Source organism: Peribacillus glennii, from assembly GCF_003429105.1.
Classification (GTDB): domain Bacteria; phylum Bacillota; class Bacilli; order Bacillales; family DSM-1321; genus Peribacillus; species Peribacillus glennii.
Genome location: NZ_QVTD01000021.1, coordinates 39682 through 55779 on the forward strand (window position 1 = coordinate 39682; position 16098 = coordinate 55779).

Genomic DNA, 16098 nt, shown 5'->3' on the forward strand with positions numbered 1-16098 from the left:
TTTAAAGCCTTGTTGTTGGATAATACATATTAGTCATAACGTTATAATATTGAGTTATAAGGAGGGCGGCTATTGAATCTGCAACAAATGAGTTATGTGATGAAAATTGCCGAAACAAAAAGTATCAATAAAGCTTCAGCAGCTCTCCATATCTCCCAACCAGCGTTAACAAAACAACTAAAATTATTGGAGGATGAACTTGGAGCTTCGTTATTTGAAAGAAATAAAAGCGGTTGCAAGTTAACGGAAGATGGGGAGCTTTTTGTTAATGAGGCTGAATTAATACTTAATCAAATAGACTCATTAAAACAAAAATTTATAGAAAAAAAAGAGAAGAAAATAGTAAATATAGGGGCGTTGCCAAGCATAGCTACCCATTTCTTGCCTGCCCTTGTCCAAAAACTGAATAATTTAGGGTATAGAATCAATATTCATGTTGCAGACACGAGCAATGAAATTAAAAGCTTATTATATGATAGGAAAATTGATGTGGGATTTGGACAAGATGAGGAAGAAAGGGACTACGTAAATACACTTTTTATTGAACCTTATTATGTGATTGTTCCTAATTTAAATCCATTAACAAAGGCTAAATCAGTTTCACTAAGTGATTTAACCAATCAAAATATGATTCTCCCCACACTTTCTTGTGATATCCGGATATCTCTTGATCATTATTTAAAACGACAAGGAATTATTATGGAAAATATCATGGAAGTCGGTCAAAATGATTCGATTTTATCACTCGTCAAAATCGGTGTAGGTTTAACAATCCTTCCTAAAATGACAATCCATAACTTAGATGAAAGTGTTAAAGCTATACCACTTAAAAATAAGGATTTTAATAGAAAAATCTCTTTATTTTCTTACTCAAAAAAATTACTTGCTTTAATCGAAAGGATTTAGTAATAAGTAGTTGGAAAATTAAAATTTCCTCCTATTATTTCTCTATGTTATTCGTTGCAGAATTTCCTCTATAGCTGATATCCCTGTTTTTCTGAGCGCACCCTTCCCATGGTGCGCTTGTTCTTCGTGCAAAGCCATTTTTCCCATGGCAAGGGAGTGATTACCTTTTTTTAAAAAAACGAAAAGGAACAAAACTTCCATTTTTCCGGAATTAATTGCAGCCTATAAATGCGATTCATCTGGATCTTTGCGTAAAATTTTCACATTACAAAATGCCTTCGTCAGCTGTTACATTCATTTCAAACATCTCGATGTGTTTTCAAGGCAGTATGTGCCAGAGAGCCTGGTAGAAAGGACATGTTGGTTAAAACAATGTTTTTATCCATCTGTCGCGTCTTGTGGAATAATTTTTTAAAAAAGGGTGTTTTAAAAAAATTTGGCAATATAAATTTTGGAAAGAATTGTCCATTTTTCTCGGAATTTATCGATAATTCCAATAAAATCAATCCAATAACTGCTTTTTAAATGACGCTTTATTTAGGACTGATGGAAAACATTATTGTAATGTATTTATGAAAAATCGTATTTTACGCCGGTTAACGCCTCAGAAACGTCCCATAACCTATTCATTGTTTCTTGGTTATATACGCCTGATGCAGGAGTCTCTATTGCTGGTAGACCTTTTCGGTTGCCTCTTCCGTTTGGACCGATATACTCTCCACCATTTAGCCTGGCATCCGTCGCTGCGAACAATGTCGGAAGCGCACCCATTTCTGGCGGTTGGAAAAGGATTTGCATCAATTTCTTTACAAAAGCTGGAGCTTCTGACTTCCTAAACTTAAACAAATTAGTGGAGGAAATGCCTGGATGACATGCGATGCTAAGAGTTGAAATGCCATGCTGTTTCAATCGTTGGTCTAATTCTTTAGCAAATAATAAATTTGCTAATTTACTTTGGCCATAAAATTTCATGGCTTTGTATCCATTGGAACCATCTAAATTGTAAAAATCAATAGAAGCTCCTCTATGTGCGATGCTGCTAAGTGTCACAACTCGGGAATTTTGGGTTTTCTTTAATAAAGGAAGCAATAAACCAGTTAAAGCAAAATGCCCTAAATGATTGCTCCCAAATTGTAGTTCGAATCCATCCTTTGTTTTTTCATACGGCGGAATCATAACACCAGCATTATTGATTAAGATATCTAGAGATTCATATCGACTAGTGTACGTCTCTGCAAAATCACGAACGCTTTGTAAATCCGCTAGGTCGAGCTTCATCAAAGTTAAAGATGCTTCCTCCACTTCTTTATGTATAGATTCAACGGATTTTTGTCCTTTTTGTTCGTCTCGCACAGCTAAGATTATATGAGCACCTTTTTTTGAAAGTACCTTGACTGCTTCATAACCGATGCCGCTATTTGCTCCTGTAACAATGATTTTCCTACCTTTCAAATTTTCAGTTTTCATTTAAAAACACCCTTTCAATTTACTATTTACTAATTAAAGTTTACGCGACAAAGCTGAAATGAACCAATATGTAATCAATTTAACTCTCGCTTACTAGATTCCTTTGGAGAATACACTTTTTATAAGATAATATTTATCTTATAAAAAAATAAGGGGGATAATCCATGCAGGAAACAAAGAATTGATGGAGTGGAGCAGGAAAAATCTATTCATTAAGCGACCTAGCGGTTCAGAGAAATAAAAATAACTGCTGAAAAAGCGATAGTACAATTATCCCGAAGAGAAATCTTATGGTGTCCTAATGAACATTCCAACAGTGTGGCCGTTATTGTGAAACATATGAGTGGAAATACGATGTCCCGCTGGACTCCATAGCAGCAGGAGACGACAAAAGCAATAAGGCGACCCCATCACCAATTTTTTCGTGCAACAATCCGACTAACTTTTTACCAATTCCATTACTTTATCTGCGGCAAGGTCTGATAAATAACAGCAGTAGCTGAAATCGGTGAGAGCTCTTGCGATGCCAACCAGTTTATCGCGATCCCAAGCCGAAATCATAATATCAGCATTGTCAATCATCCTTTGCAGCCTAAGCATGTCATCGGACGGCCTTTTAATTCCAGCTGATTTAATCACATGGGAGAGATCTTCTGATTTTTATGTTTACAAATTGGAATATTATTTTGTGTTTGTTTGGAAAATAAATGAAGAATGTAATAAAAGGGTAATATACCGTGTGAATCCTGACCCAAAGTTCGACAGTCGTTCTAAGCGTATCAATTTGTTTTTAAGCCGTTAATTGATACTATACTGATATATGACTTAGAAAGGAAAAAATAGAAATGACAAATATAAATATTCCGGTTTCAGTCTTAAACCTTGCCCCCATTCGTCAAGGACAGGAACCTAAAGATGCGATTGATTCGATGGTTGATTTAGCACAAGCTACGGAGGAAATGGGGTATAAACGGTATTGGATTGCAGAACATCATAATACGCCTACACTTGTAAGTTCAGCTACCTCCATTTTGATTAAGCATACATTGGAGCATACGAAGACTATCCGTGTTGGATCTGGTGGGGTCATGTTGCCCAATCATTCCCCATTAGTCGTGGCCGAACAATTCGGAACCATGGCAACCATTTATCCAAGCCGTTTGGACCTAGGACTTGGCAGGGCACCTGGTACCGATATGATGACGGCAAGTGCATTAAGGCGTTCACAGAATGATTCTGTCTATACCTTTCCCGACGACGTGAATTCCTTGCTTACATACTTCGGACCTATAGAAAAGCAAGGTTATGTCAAAGCACATCCAGGTGTTGGCACAAATATCCCGGTATATATTTTAGGATCATCCACAGATTCAGCATATTTAGCGGCTAAATTAGGGCTGCCATATGTGTTCGCATCACACTTTGCCCCTAGATATATGGAGGAAGCCATTTCAATTTATCGCAATCGGTTCCAACCTTCTGAATATCTGGATTCTCCATATATGATGGTGTGTTTAAATGTAATTGCAGCTGAAACAGATGAAGAAGCGAGCATAGAATCAACAACAATGCAGCAATTTTTCCTGAATGTTGTCCGAGGTTCACAAACACCATTGCAACCGCCAGTGGACAGCATGGATAACATTTGGAGCCACCAAGAGAAAGAAATGGCTTCCTCAATGTCGAGTGTGACATTTATGGGAAGTAAAGAAACAGTAAAAGCACAGTTAACAAAATTCCAAGACAAATATCATGTAGATGAAATAATGGCTGTTTCCTACATTTTTAATGCAGATAAACAAAAGCGGTCTTATGAAATATTTAAGGATATTGTGGACGGAAATTGAATATCAGCAACCGACCTTCTTCCTTCAGAGAGGTCGGTTTTTTAATAGCCCTCTTTTTAGATATTTAAAAATCACAAGTTAATGCTGTTGTCAGGCTTCTGAATTGTTGGTTTAATATAAATACTCAAATTATCCAACAAATAATATTCTTCGCTAGAAGTCGAAATTTCCAAGGTCGATAATGAAGACAGGTATTGTACTTGTAAGAAAGTACTTAAAACTTTCAATTTGGGGTAGGCTGTGAGAAGGTAAAAAAGGACAGAAGTCGTTGGTTGATTTGAAGAATACATGGATAGTAATGTATTTTACATTTTTTCTATATCATCCAGTAGTAGATCATGGCAAGGATAGTTTATTTTCGAATCAACAAACTATATAAATGCGGACTGCATTGAGAAGGTTAGAAATTATCTGTGACGACACGAAAGGAGATAAATTATGAAGAAATTTACTTACCCCCTTTTAATAGGATTAATGGCTGCCGCTTTAACAGCTTGTGGATCAAATGATGAACCCAAAAAAGCAAATGATGAGGATAAAACAAAAGCAGCCCAAACAGAACAGCGGGATCAAAAAAAGAAAATGGAAGAAATGCAGAAGAAGCTGGACAAGCAGAAGGTAGATGAAAAGAAGACGGTTGCCGTTGTGAACGATAAGAAAATTCTTGGCAGTGAATATAACGACATACTGTCTTCTTCACAACTGCAGATGCAGCAAATGGGACAAGATCCAACCTCTAATGAAGCGGAAAAGCAAATAAAAAAACAAACAATCGATACCCTGGTCGGGCAGACTCTTCTCCTTCAAGATGCCGATAAAAAAGGATATAAAGCAACGGATTCGGAAATTGAAAAAGATCTAGCTGAAACAAAAAAACAGTTTAACGATGATAAGAAATTTAAGGCGGCCATGAAAAAAGCTGGAATTGACTTGGCGGAACTGAAGGGCCAAATTGCACAAAATATTATATACAAACAGTATGTGGATAAAGAAATAGCGATAAAAGAAGTCACTGATAAAGAAATCAAAGATTATTACAATCAAATTGCCAAGCAAGGAAGCGGCAGTGGTCAAAAGCCTCCAAAGCTAGAAGAAATAAAGCCACAAATCAAAAAGCAACTCGAGCAACAAAAGAAGCAACAAAACATCGGCAAACAGGTAGAAGAGCTTAAGAAAAAAGCTAACGTTGATGTGAGAGTCTAAATGTGGAGCAAAAGATAACCATCTATACAAGCAGAAGGACCTCTCAGGCCTTCTGCTTTTTTGCATTAAAAATTCAACTTGAATGACATTTTCCGCTTCTACAAAGTTGATGATGGGCTTTATGGTTAAACGAGATCATTTTAAAAGAGAATTCTATTAACATGATTATTACTGACTTTGCCGAGTTTATTTTCGTATTTTTTATATAAACTATTTCATGTTATCATAGTATGATCCTGCTCATATAAATCCTTCATACCGATGTAAAGTTCCTTCCAGAAAGGAGCAGTTTATTTGAAACTAAATTTAGATCGAAAAAAGATCATGCAATTGTGCGGTACTGTCTCCTTCAAAAGAGGGGAGGCTTTTTATCGTGCAGATAAAGTAGTATTTGAAAATTTTTCATCAAATGGATGTTCCGCAACGGTTTCAGGTGTGGAAGACTTCCATATAGAAATAAAAATAGGGCCGAATGGTAATATACAGGCGTCATGCAGCTGCCCTTCCCTTGCTTCCTTTCAACAGGAATGCCAGCATGTTGCGGCTGTCCTTTTGGCATACAGCAATAACAACCAATTAGGAAGCACCGCTATTGCTTCAGATGATGAGAAATCACATCCGCCTAATTCACCACTGACTGAAAATTTATTCAATCTATTTAGCGGCCAATCTGGACGTCCAAGCGGTCATCAGCTCCATTTTGAAGCAAGGCAGGTGATTGATGCTGAATTCTTGTGTGTACCTGTTTTATTGGAAAATGGACTTCAGTTGTTAAGTATAGGTTTGAAAATAGGGGAGCTGTTTGTAAACAATATACGAAATTTTTTAGAGCATGTATATGAAGGGAGACCTCACACGCTATCCGGCTCCTTTACATTTGATCCGCAGCTTCATTGTTTTCATCAATTGAACGATGAGGTGATTCAGGAGCTTATACGGGTCGTCCATGATGAAAAAATATTTGTTGAAAATCTCCCCGCACCAGATTACTACGAAAAAAACGATACAAGAATACTCATCGCACCTTCTGCATGGGACAGGGTGAAGCCCTTGCTCTGTCAGGCGCCTAACATGCAGCTTGAAATTGAAGGAAGCATATACAAAGGTTTTTACCTGAAAGAAGAGCTTCCTCCGTTGAGGTTCGAGCTTTTGGACTCAGCAGGCATGGGATGGCAATTGTCGATAAAGGGTATGGATCAGCTGATTATTCTGAACGCATATAGGGCGGTTATGTTTGAAGGGAAAATTGTCCAGTTGAATGACGAGGCCTGTAGCCGGCTTGCAAATCTAAAGGGGATGCTCGAGAATTCAGGTACGAATCAAATCCCGATTCAACAAGAACAGTTAGGGCTGTTTCTGGAAAAGGTGGTTCCAGGGTTGAATAAAATAGGCACTGTTACGATATCTGGCAATCTTCCAGGAAAGTTTGGAAAAACACCTTTAGCCGCAAAGCTTTATCTGGATCGAGTGAAGAACCGGCTGCTTGCCGGCCTGGAATTTCATTATGAACATATTGTGATCAATCCTGCCCAGAATCCGGAACCGCCAGCAGGGTCCGTTCTTATTAGAGATGTGGAAAAGGAGGAGGCTATCCTTCAGCTGATGGAGGAAAGTTCCTTTACGAAAACAGACGGGGGATATTTTTTGCACAATGAGGAATTGGAATACAGGTTTTTATATGATATTGTTCCAAAGCTTCAGAAGCTTGTCCAGATATATGCCACCACTGCAGTGCGAAACAGGGTCTTCAGGGGAAACGCCCGCCCAAGGCTAAAAATAGGAATTAAAAAGGAAAGAACCAATTGGCTGGAATTCAAATTTGAAATAGATGGCATTCCTGAAAAACATATCCGTGATATTCTTGAAGCTCTCGAGGAAAAGCGCAAGTATTATCGCTTGAAGGACGGATCACTATTATCGTTAGAGACAAGGGAATTCAAAGAAGTTCATCGATTTCTGAATGCCCTACCGGTTAAGACTGATAAATCTGCATCAAAGCTACAAGTTCCACTCGTTCATGGCATCCAGATGCTGGATATTATAGACAGCAGTAAAACTTTTGTTTCAGATAACTCATTCCAAATGTTTTTAGACCAAATCCGTAAACCGGAAAGCCTGGAATATAAGGTGCCCGAGAGCCTCAACTCCATCCTGCATGAATACCAAAAACAAGGCTATTACTGGATGAAAAATCTTGCTCAATATGGATTCGGCGGCATACTTGCGGATGATATGGGCCTCGGGAAAACGCTCCAGAGCATAACTTTCATTTTATCCGTTCTTTCAGACATCCGTGATCAAAGGCAACCGGTTCTAATTATCTGTCCATCATCCCTGACGTATAACTGGCTTGGCGAATTCATGAAATTTGCTCCGGAATTACAAGCCGTAGTATTGGATGGAGCAAAAACAGAGAGAATGAAGCTTCAGGGGGAGTTACAGGATATAGACGTGGTTATTACTTCCTATCCACTATTGCGCAGGGATATAAGATGGTTTGAAAAACAGACGTTTCACACCGTGTTTTTTGATGAAGCACAAGCATTTAAAAATCCTTTGACCCAGACTGCCAGAGCGGTCAAACAATTACATTCAACCCATCGTTTTGCTTTGACCGGCACTCCGGTAGAAAATTCCCTTGAAGAGCTGTGGTCTATTTTTCACATTGTATTTCCTGAGTTATTTAAGGGATTAAAGGATTATAGCAATTTATCAAGGAAAACAATTGTCCGCAGAATTCGTCCCTTTTTGCTTCGAAGGATGAAGGAAGATGTTCTTTTAGATCTTCCTGAAAAAGTAGAATTATTAGAGAAGGCGGAGATGCTTCCAGATCAAAAGAAGCTGTATGCTGGTTATTTGGCCAAGCTCCGGCATGATACTCTTAAGCATCTGGATAAAGATACCCTAAGGAAAAACCGGATAAAAATACTCGCCGGATTAACCCGGCTCCGCCAGATTTGCTGTCATCCCGCATTGTTTGTGGACGGCTATAAAGGGAGCTCGGCAAAGTTTGAGCAGCTGATGCAGATTCTTGAAGAAGCGAAGCTTTCAGGCAGAAGAGTTTTGATTTTTTCACAATTCACTAAAATGCTTGAGCTTATCGGCAGAGAGCTGGCTGACAGGGGGCAGTCCTATTTCTATCTTGACGGCCTGACACCATCAGAACAGCGGGTTGAGATTTGCGATCGTTTTAATTCCGGTGAGCGGGATTTATTTTTGATTTCGTTAAAAGCGGGAGGAACAGGGCTTAATCTTACTGGTGCTGATACTGTAATTTTATATGACATATGGTGGAATCCCGCTGTAGACCAGCAGGCTGCAGACAGGGCCTATCGCATAGGACAGACAAAATCTGTAGAAGTGATAAAGCTTGTGGCAAGGGGCACGATCGAAGAGAAAATGGATGAATTGCAGGAGAAGAAAAGAAACTTGGTTGAGGAAATTATCGGTTCGAAAGAGAAAAATTCAACATCGGTGCTTACAGAAGAGGATATTCGGGAGATTTTAATGATTTAAGGTACAATTTGAACAAAGAGCAGAGAACCAGGCTGCTCTTTTATTTTTTGTTCAATACAAACTTAAGGGTATTTTCCCATTAAAAGATATGTAAGGTGGACATTAACCCGCTGAATTAAAGCCAAGTATTGTTCAATAATAAAGATTTAAGGGTTGAAGGTACGCAAACTAAAGGGGGATGCCAAATAAAGTTAGTAAAAGAGGGTACTGAGTAACAATTTTTATGCCATTAGTAAAAGTATTTACATAGATTTAAATGTTCCCTTAGTAATTTACTAAAGTTGCTTCAGTGAAGATTTGAAGTGATAAATGATAGACATTTGGAAAATTGGTTGTAGCATTTCTTTAAGCACAAAAAAATTTCAGATCTAACAAGAACTAAGGAGTTTGGATGATTTTAGAGGTAAGATGCCAGCCTGAAATGGAACCAGTTGTGGAAATTCTTAACAAAATGGTGTTGACCCGGTGCCGCCGGCTTTTTGTTGTATTAATTTTCAATATAAGTTTACAATGAATACTGTATGATCACAGATTTAAGATAAAGAAAGAGGATTCTGCCATGATAATGTTAAAGAGTGAACGTGAAATCAAGCTAATGCATGAAGCGGGAATGCTGCTTGCAAACTGTCATAGAGAAATTGCCGAATTAATTAAACCAGGTGTGACGTCAAACGAAATCGATGCGTTTGTAGAAGAATATCTAGAAAAGCATGGCGCGACGCCTGAACAAAAAGGTTATCAGGGTTATAAATATGCAACTTGTGCATCGGTTAACGATGAAATTTGCCATGGATTCCCCTCCAACAAGCCGCTTAAAGAAGGGGATATCGTTACGATTGACATGGTTGTTAATTTAAACGGGGGTTTGGCTGACTCCGCTTGGACTTATGCGGTTGGTGAAATTTCAGAGGAAGCAAGGCGTCTCCTTGAGGTTACAAAAAATGCACTGTATAAAGGCATTGACCAGGCCCGTGACGGAAACAGGCTGGGTGATATCGGCCATGCTATTCAAGGCTATGTAGAAGGGGAAAAATTTTCTGTTGTCCGTGATTTCACCGGCCATGGAATCGGAAAAACGATGCACGAAGATCCGACTGTACTTCATTACGGTAAACCTGGAAAAGGCCAACGCCTTAAGGAAGGGATGGTCATAACGATTGAACCGATGGTCAATGCAGGAACCTGGCATTCCAAGATGGATCCCAACGGCTGGACTGCCAGGACCACTGATCGAAAATTGTCCGCCCAATACGAACACACGATTGTCATCACGAAAGATGCACCGCTTATTTTAACTGAGCAGTAAGAAATCACGGGTATGATAAGTAAACACAGTGGATGGAGAAGAGGGACTTATCCGTTCTCTATCCACTTTTTTATGTATTTCAAAACGCTACACGCTTTTTTTTGATCAATAAAGCCTTTTCGTGTACATTTCCTCAAGGGGTGCATCCGCGTCTTTTTCTGTCATGTCAGGCAACTTAGCATCAGCAGCCAGGTACTCTGAGGGGAATCGCAGACCAGATGAATGATGCCAGGAAGCTTGATTCCATAATCCAGAGCTTTTAAAGCTTTGTCGCAGTGTATAAAGTATTCACCAATGTTTCGCCTGAGTGCCGGGCTAGCTAAAAAGCGGCTGTATTTGCTTCTCCGTTCTACCTGCATCTTCAAAACTCAAACAATCTTCCCCTAATACTTATTCATTCAAATAATAGTATTTAATTGTTTTTCATATCATTTTGATGCACGGGGGAGTTTTGTTATTTCAGAAAAAACCTCGATAGAATATATAAAATATCTTTTAAATATTTCGCAAAGTAAAAAATTTATTTAGGCGATTAAGAGACAAATCACCAGCGAACATTTATATAACCTGGTAGCATTATTTAAGAATAAAAATTGTTAACTAATGAGAATCCTTTGTTAAGCTGGTTTAAGATTTCAGTAAAAGTTATAGGGAAATTCTTTTCCGCTGCTTGGGAAAGAGCAAAATTGACTAACGGCAAAGAGCAAGAAAATAACCAGACAAGAAAGGTCAACATCGACATGAAAAAATTTGTCTTGGCAATGACTTCTTTGCTGCTTATTTGTGCATTTGCTGTCGGGACCGCCCTTGCAAAGCTAGATATTACCCGTAACCCAGTGTTTTTTGAGAGCATTGGCAATGAACTAAGGCTTTACGCTGTTCCGGATGACAACGAGAATGCTTCATTATTAGTTGATGAGACCCCCGGTTTGAGTCATGGTTAATGGGCTGATCCTTGAATGTCAGCCTCTTTTATTATGCTTATTAAGAAGATAGTCTTTAAATAGTATTTTATACTAGGTTGGTTTTTGTAGCTTAAACAAGCTGCAAAGAAAATAATTCTGATTCAATACAAGCTTGCAGATAGCCTTTTATAAGGAAGGCTGCAGGCCTTTTTATTGTTCCTGAAAGTTCGCTTAAATAATTTATTACTAGAAAGTGTTATTGTAACAAAAACCTCGCTAGAATATTAATTATTATTAACCCCCGAAAATTACAGAGAAAAGTTTACAAATAGTGATAAAAGGAAAATAGCCCTAAAAACATAAAATCCAGATCAATTGCAGGAAAGCCAAGGGAAAATGGCGAACGAATATTCTATCAGAGTGCTATGATCAAGTAAACTTCTCTCAGTCGAAAGGAGATTTAATGTGAAGAAAAGCGTTGAACAGGCAGTTACTATTGAATCAGTCGGAATGAGCCAACGGGAATTTTTAACCTTGTATTTGCTGTATACGCTTTCGGAAAAATCCAACTACCCTAGAGCAATCCACCAGGATTTGAAGAATCGTTTTTCAGGCAAGATCCATAGCTATGACTATTTATGTAAAATTTGCAATCAGCTTGCCGAATCACGGCATCTGGATTTATATACGGACAAAGGGAGAAACTATTATAAAATTACAGAAAAAGGAAAGGAATTATTTACATGGTATAAATCGAATTTCAAGGAGCGAATGACGGAAGTGAAGCTAGTGATCGACCGGTTTATGTTCGACCTTACAGGATCCGGAAATAATCCGCCGATGAAGCATGAGCTTCCCGAGGAATTTCGATCCTACTTTTCAAAGATTATCTCTGTTAAAGACCTTGTCCGGTATATTACCCTAAATACCGCCCAATTGAGAACGAAAATTTATATGGGAGAAGTAGGGGAAATTCTCAAGTCGAATTTTGGCTGGATAGCAAGCAATGGTTATCTATATGACCTTGCCCATGAAATGGAGGAGAATGGTTTGCTTATCGGCAGATGGGAAAGTGAGAAAAGAACCAAACGATATTTGCGGATCACAGAAGAAGGCCGGTACCATTATAAGCAAATTGCAGATTCTGCCGCTTACCAGGTGCGTGAAATACAAAAATATTTAGATAGTGTGTTATCATTTTTAGAAGAGAAGAACAGCATCACGACTTAAGGGATGGTCAAGAATGAAGAAAAGATATGAAAACCTGGACGGCATATCGAACATAAAATCTGCTGCTGATATGCTGAAATGGAATAAAGAGAGACGTGCAAAAAAGAAAGATTTGAAAAGCCAGATTCCTTTGGCAGAAAAAATAGAAATTGCTGCCCTGATGGAAAACAAGACAAAGAATTCCATCACCTGGATCGGCCATTCTACATTCCTTATCCAAATAGGCGGCTTAAATATTATTACTGACCCAGTTTGGGCTGGCAGGATGGGGATGCAAAAAAGATTGACACCTCCAGGGATTCCGATTCAGGAACTCCCGGAAATCGATATTGTTTGCATTTCGCATGGCCATTATGATCATCTGCATTTTCCGACGATCAAAAAATTGCAAGGAAATCCGGTCTTCTATGTTCCGGAAGGTTTAGGGACCCTTTTTAAACGCAAGGGCTTTAATAATGTAGCTGAGGCTGGCTGGTGGCAAAGCTTTGACCATAAAGGCATCAATTTTTCCTTTGTTCCGGCTCAGCATTGGACAAGGCGCAGCCTAAGGGATACCAATACATCGCACTGGGGAGGATGGGTAATAGAGGACGAACAGGGCGGTGAATCGGTTTATTTTGTCGGGGATACAGGATATTTCCGCGGATTTAAAGATATATCTGAAAAGTTTTGCCCGCAATATGTACTCATGCCAATCGGGGCATACGAACCGGAGTGGTTTATGAAGGTTTCGCATATTAATCCTGAAGATGCCATAAAAGCATTTTTAGAATTAAAAGGGAAGTTTTTTATCCCTATGCATTATGGAGCGTATAGGCTTGCAGATGATACCGGACCGGAAGCACTGGAGCGATTGAATAAAGAATGGGGACGCCGCCAGCTGCCGGGTGAACAACTCAAAACGTTAAAAATCGGGGAAACTATGTGGTTGTAGCAATTGTAAATAAAAGAACATTTTCATTTTGTCGAAATGTCTTGAAAGGATGGAATTAGGTGCCTTTTTATCAAACAGAGCAACAAAAGCAGTATATAGAAGATCTGGGCAAGGCGATTGAACATTTTTCAGAAAGAGCAGAAGAGCTGGATGAATCGAGGGGATTTCCCTTTCAAAACATTGAAGAGTTGAAGGACTTCGGCTATCATACGTTAACTTTGCCAAGAGAGCATGGCGGGCAAGGCGGAACCCTGTATGATTACCTTCTTGCACAAGAACGGATAGCCCGGGAAGACGGCCCGACTGCGCTCTCAATAGGGTGGCATACAGGTGTTATCCTGGAATTAGCGGAAAGCAGTAATTGGGACGAAGCAGTTTTACATGACTTTTTTCAGGAAGTATCGAAAGGTGCACTTGTAAACCGTGCGGCCACTGAACCGCAGACCGGCAGCCCTACAAGAGGGGGACGGCCAGAAACGACTGCGATTAGAAATGGCGGCAAATGGATCATTAATGGCAGAAAAACGTTCACGACCCTGTCGCCCGTATTGGATATATTTATCGTCTCTGCCTGGGTACCGGAGGATGAAACGATCGGTTCGTTTCTCATTCACCGGAATGTTTCCGGGCTTCGGATTGAAGAAACATGGGACATGATTGCGATGCAGGGAACAGGAAGCCATGACTTAGTATTGGAGAATGTAGAAGTACCGCAGAAATATTATATCGAAAAACAAGAAGACCGGCCTAAGCAGAAGTCAGCATGGCTGCTGCATATTCCTGCATGCTATCTGGGAATTGCGGTTGCAGCAAGAGACTATGCAGTGGCATTTGCCAAGTCCTATTCCCCAAACAGCCTGAAAGGGCCGATAAGAGATCTTCCAAATGTACAGCGGTTGATTGGCGAAATCGAACTTGAAATCCTTGAAGCAAGGCATTTTTTGTATTCTGTTGCAGAGAAGTGGGAATCAAAACCTGAATTACGTGAGGAACTAGTAAAATCCCTCGGTGCTGTCAAGCTACGGGTAACGAATAATGCCCTTTCCATTGTAGACAAGGCCATGAGAATTGTTGGCGCAAGAAGCCTGCAGCGCTCAAACCCGCTACAGCGTTATTATCGCGATGTTCGTGCAGGACTTCACAATCCACCAATGGATGATGCCACGATACAATTGCTTGCTCAGTCAGCATTGTATTGATAAACAGAAAAAAAGCGATTGCTATTTATATTTCCTTATGCTAATAATGAAAAGAAACAAATATTTTTGAAAATAAACAATTTAATATCGCCTACACCACTAGGGGTGCTTCAAAAGCTGAGAGAGATGCCAAGCGTCTTAACCCTTATCACCTGAACTGGATAATACCAGCGTAGGGAAGCGGTGCTGTTACATATGTAAGTTATTTGGTTTTTGTACATATGAAAATCAACAACCACAGCCGCTTCCTTTTACGGGAAGCGGTTTTTTCATTTTTATGAAGGAAAGGAGCAAAACATGAATGTCGATACTGAAAAACTGGTCGAAGAGATAGACCAAAGGAAAGACGAATTAATTGATTTGGTAAAGCAGCTGATTTCATACCGGACTCCCGCCCCGCCGGCAAGAAATACAGGAGACGCGCAGCTGTTTATCGCCAACTTCCTAAAAAAATATGGGTTTGATATCGATATGTGGGATGTGTATCCGGGTGATCCAAATGTTGTTGGAGTCTTAAAGGGCTCTGATTCCAACCAGTTTAGAAGCCTTATCATTAATGGCCATATCGATGTTGCTGAAGTAAACGAACATGAAAACTGGGAAGCCTCTCCCTTTGAGCCAATAGTAAAAGATCATACGGTGATCGGCAGAGGGGCGGCTGATATGAAGGGCGGGTTGGCCGCTGCGCTATTTGCCGTTCAAATATTAAGGGAAAGAGGGGTGGAATTGCATGGTGATCTTATTTTTCAATCCGTTATAGGTGAGGAAGTAGGGGAAGCAGGTACACTTCAATGCTGTGAACGCGGGTATACCGCGGATTTTGCAATCATTGCCGATACAAGTAATCTTTATATTCAAGGACAGGGAGGTGTGATCACCGGATGGATTACTGTCAAAAGCAGAGAAACTCACCATGACGCCACCAGAAAAGATATGATCCATGCCGGCGGGAAAATGTTTGCTGCTAATGCAATTGAAAAAATGATGAAAATAATAAATGGACTGCAGGAACTTGAACGGCACTGGGCTGTTACAAAAAGCTATCCCGGATTTACCCCGGGGTCGAATACCATTAATCCGGCTGTAATTGAAGGTGGACGGCATGCAGCTTTTACAGCGGATGAATGCAGGCTTTGGATCACTGTTCATTTCTACCCGCACGAAACATATGAAGGGATTATCAATGAGATAGAAGGACATATCCTCCATGTTGCCAAAGGAGATCCGTGGTTAAGAGGAAATTTACCTTCTTTCCAATGGGGTGGCACTTCGATGATTGAGGACAGGGGTGAGGTTTTTCCCGCATTTGAAATTGAATCGGGTCACCCTGCAATTCAATTACTGAGTGAAACTCACAGTAAAGTTACCGGCAAGACAGCAGTTATTGACGTTTCTCCAACGGTCACTGATGGAGGCTGGCTAAGTAATGCCGGAATTCCCTCAGCCATATACGGACCGGGACAATTAAAGTACGCCCACTCAGTCAATGAACAAGTTTCGGTTCCACAATTAATAGAGTTTACGAAGGTCCTCATTATGTTTATTTGTGAATGGATGACAACCAAAAAGAACGGATGAGCTAGAG

13 protein-coding genes and 1 riboswitch are annotated in these 16098 nt (G+C 39.7%); of the genes, 11 read left to right on the forward strand and 2 right to left on the reverse strand.

The features are described from left to right. Positions 1-72: 72 nt before the first annotated feature. The gene (locus D0466_RS20125; protein WP_117324302.1) at positions 73-906 is read left to right on the forward strand and encodes a LysR family transcriptional regulator; all 834 of its coding nucleotides are present in this window, start codon (positions 73-75) and stop codon (positions 904-906) included. A 570-nt stretch (positions 907-1476) separates the two neighbouring features. Here the strand turns inward: D0466_RS20125 and D0466_RS20130 are convergent. After that, positions 1477-2373 (reverse strand): oxidoreductase, encoded by an 897-nt coding sequence (locus tag D0466_RS20130; protein ID WP_117324303.1) that lies wholly within the window; start codon positions 2371-2373, stop codon positions 1477-1479. Between the two features lie 285 nt (positions 2374-2658). On the opposite strand from D0466_RS20130, the gene D0466_RS20135 reads away from it, so the two are divergent. Further along, positions 2659-2748, forward strand: a complete 90-nt coding sequence (locus tag D0466_RS20135; RefSeq protein ID WP_233522766.1) for a DUF1572 family protein — start codon at positions 2659-2661, stop codon at positions 2746-2748. Between the two features lie 63 nt (positions 2749-2811). Here D0466_RS20135 and D0466_RS23165 read toward each other — a convergent pair whose 3' ends face one another. Next, positions 2812-3012, reverse strand: a complete 201-nt coding sequence (locus tag D0466_RS23165) for a hypothetical protein (RefSeq protein ID WP_233522755.1) — start codon at positions 3010-3012, stop codon at positions 2812-2814. A gap of 206 nt (positions 3013-3218) precedes the next feature. Between D0466_RS23165 and D0466_RS20145 the strand changes: the two genes are divergently transcribed. The 9 genes from D0466_RS20145 to D0466_RS20185 all read left to right on the forward strand — a co-directional run bounded on the left by D0466_RS20145 (position 3219) and on the right by D0466_RS20185 (position 16091). Next, positions 3219-4220: an LLM class flavin-dependent oxidoreductase gene (locus D0466_RS20145; RefSeq protein ID WP_117324304.1), complete on the forward strand. Its 1002-nt coding sequence runs from the start codon at positions 3219-3221 to the stop codon at positions 4218-4220. A gap of 438 nt (positions 4221-4658) precedes the next feature. Beyond that, positions 4659-5423 (forward strand): SurA N-terminal domain-containing protein, encoded by a 765-nt coding sequence (locus tag D0466_RS20150; protein ID WP_117324305.1) that lies wholly within the window; start codon positions 4659-4661, stop codon positions 5421-5423. 294 nt (positions 5424-5717) lie between these two features. Then, positions 5718-8939, forward strand: a complete 3222-nt coding sequence (locus D0466_RS20155) for a DEAD/DEAH box helicase (RefSeq protein WP_407675657.1) — start codon at positions 5718-5720, stop codon at positions 8937-8939. A gap of 559 nt (positions 8940-9498) precedes the next feature. Next, on the forward strand, positions 9499-10245 hold the full coding sequence (gene map, locus D0466_RS20160; protein WP_117324306.1) for a type I methionyl aminopeptidase: 747 nt from the start codon (positions 9499-9501) through the stop codon (positions 10243-10245). A 593-nt stretch (positions 10246-10838) separates the two neighbouring features. Then, positions 10839-11189, forward strand: a complete 351-nt coding sequence (locus D0466_RS20165) for a hypothetical protein (RefSeq protein WP_142919957.1) — start codon at positions 10839-10841, stop codon at positions 11187-11189. 426 nt (positions 11190-11615) lie between these two features. Beyond that, a complete protein-coding gene (locus tag D0466_RS20170; RefSeq protein WP_117324308.1) occupies positions 11616-12380 on the forward strand; it encodes a PadR family transcriptional regulator in 765 nt (254 codons plus the stop codon). 13 nt (positions 12381-12393) lie between these two features. Beyond that, complete coding sequence (locus D0466_RS20175) at positions 12394-13314, forward strand: MBL fold metallo-hydrolase (RefSeq protein ID WP_117324309.1); 921 nt, start codon at positions 12394-12396, stop codon at positions 13312-13314. 59 nt (positions 13315-13373) lie between these two features. Further along, the gene (locus D0466_RS20180) at positions 13374-14513 is read left to right on the forward strand and encodes an acyl-CoA dehydrogenase family protein (protein WP_117324310.1); all 1140 of its coding nucleotides are present in this window, start codon (positions 13374-13376) and stop codon (positions 14511-14513) included. Between the two features lie 91 nt (positions 14514-14604). Then, positions 14605-14709: riboswitch (TPP riboswitch) on the forward strand. Between the two features lie 101 nt (positions 14710-14810). Then, entirely contained in the window at positions 14811-16091 is a 1281-nt protein-coding gene (locus D0466_RS20185; protein WP_117324311.1) for an acetylornithine deacetylase, read from the forward strand. The last annotated feature ends 7 nt before the right edge of the window (positions 16092-16098 follow it).

Coding starts and splice junctions, on each gene's coding strand:
- D0466_RS20145 (WP_117324304.1), top strand. CDS start 3,219: ATGACAAATATAAATATTCCGGTTTCAGTCTTAAACCTTGCCCCCATT.
- D0466_RS20175 (WP_117324309.1), top strand. CDS start 12,394: ATGAAGAAAAGATATGAAAACCTGGACGGCATATCGAACATAAAATCT.
- D0466_RS20130 (WP_117324303.1), bottom strand. CDS start 2,373: ATGAAAACTGAAAATTTGAAAGGTAGGAAAATCATTGTTACAGGAGCA.
- map (WP_117324306.1), top strand. CDS start 9,499: ATGATAATGTTAAAGAGTGAACGTGAAATCAAGCTAATGCATGAAGCG.
- D0466_RS20150 (WP_117324305.1), top strand. CDS start 4,659: ATGAAGAAATTTACTTACCCCCTTTTAATAGGATTAATGGCTGCCGCT.
- D0466_RS20185 (WP_117324311.1), top strand. CDS start 14,811: ATGAATGTCGATACTGAAAAACTGGTCGAAGAGATAGACCAAAGGAAA.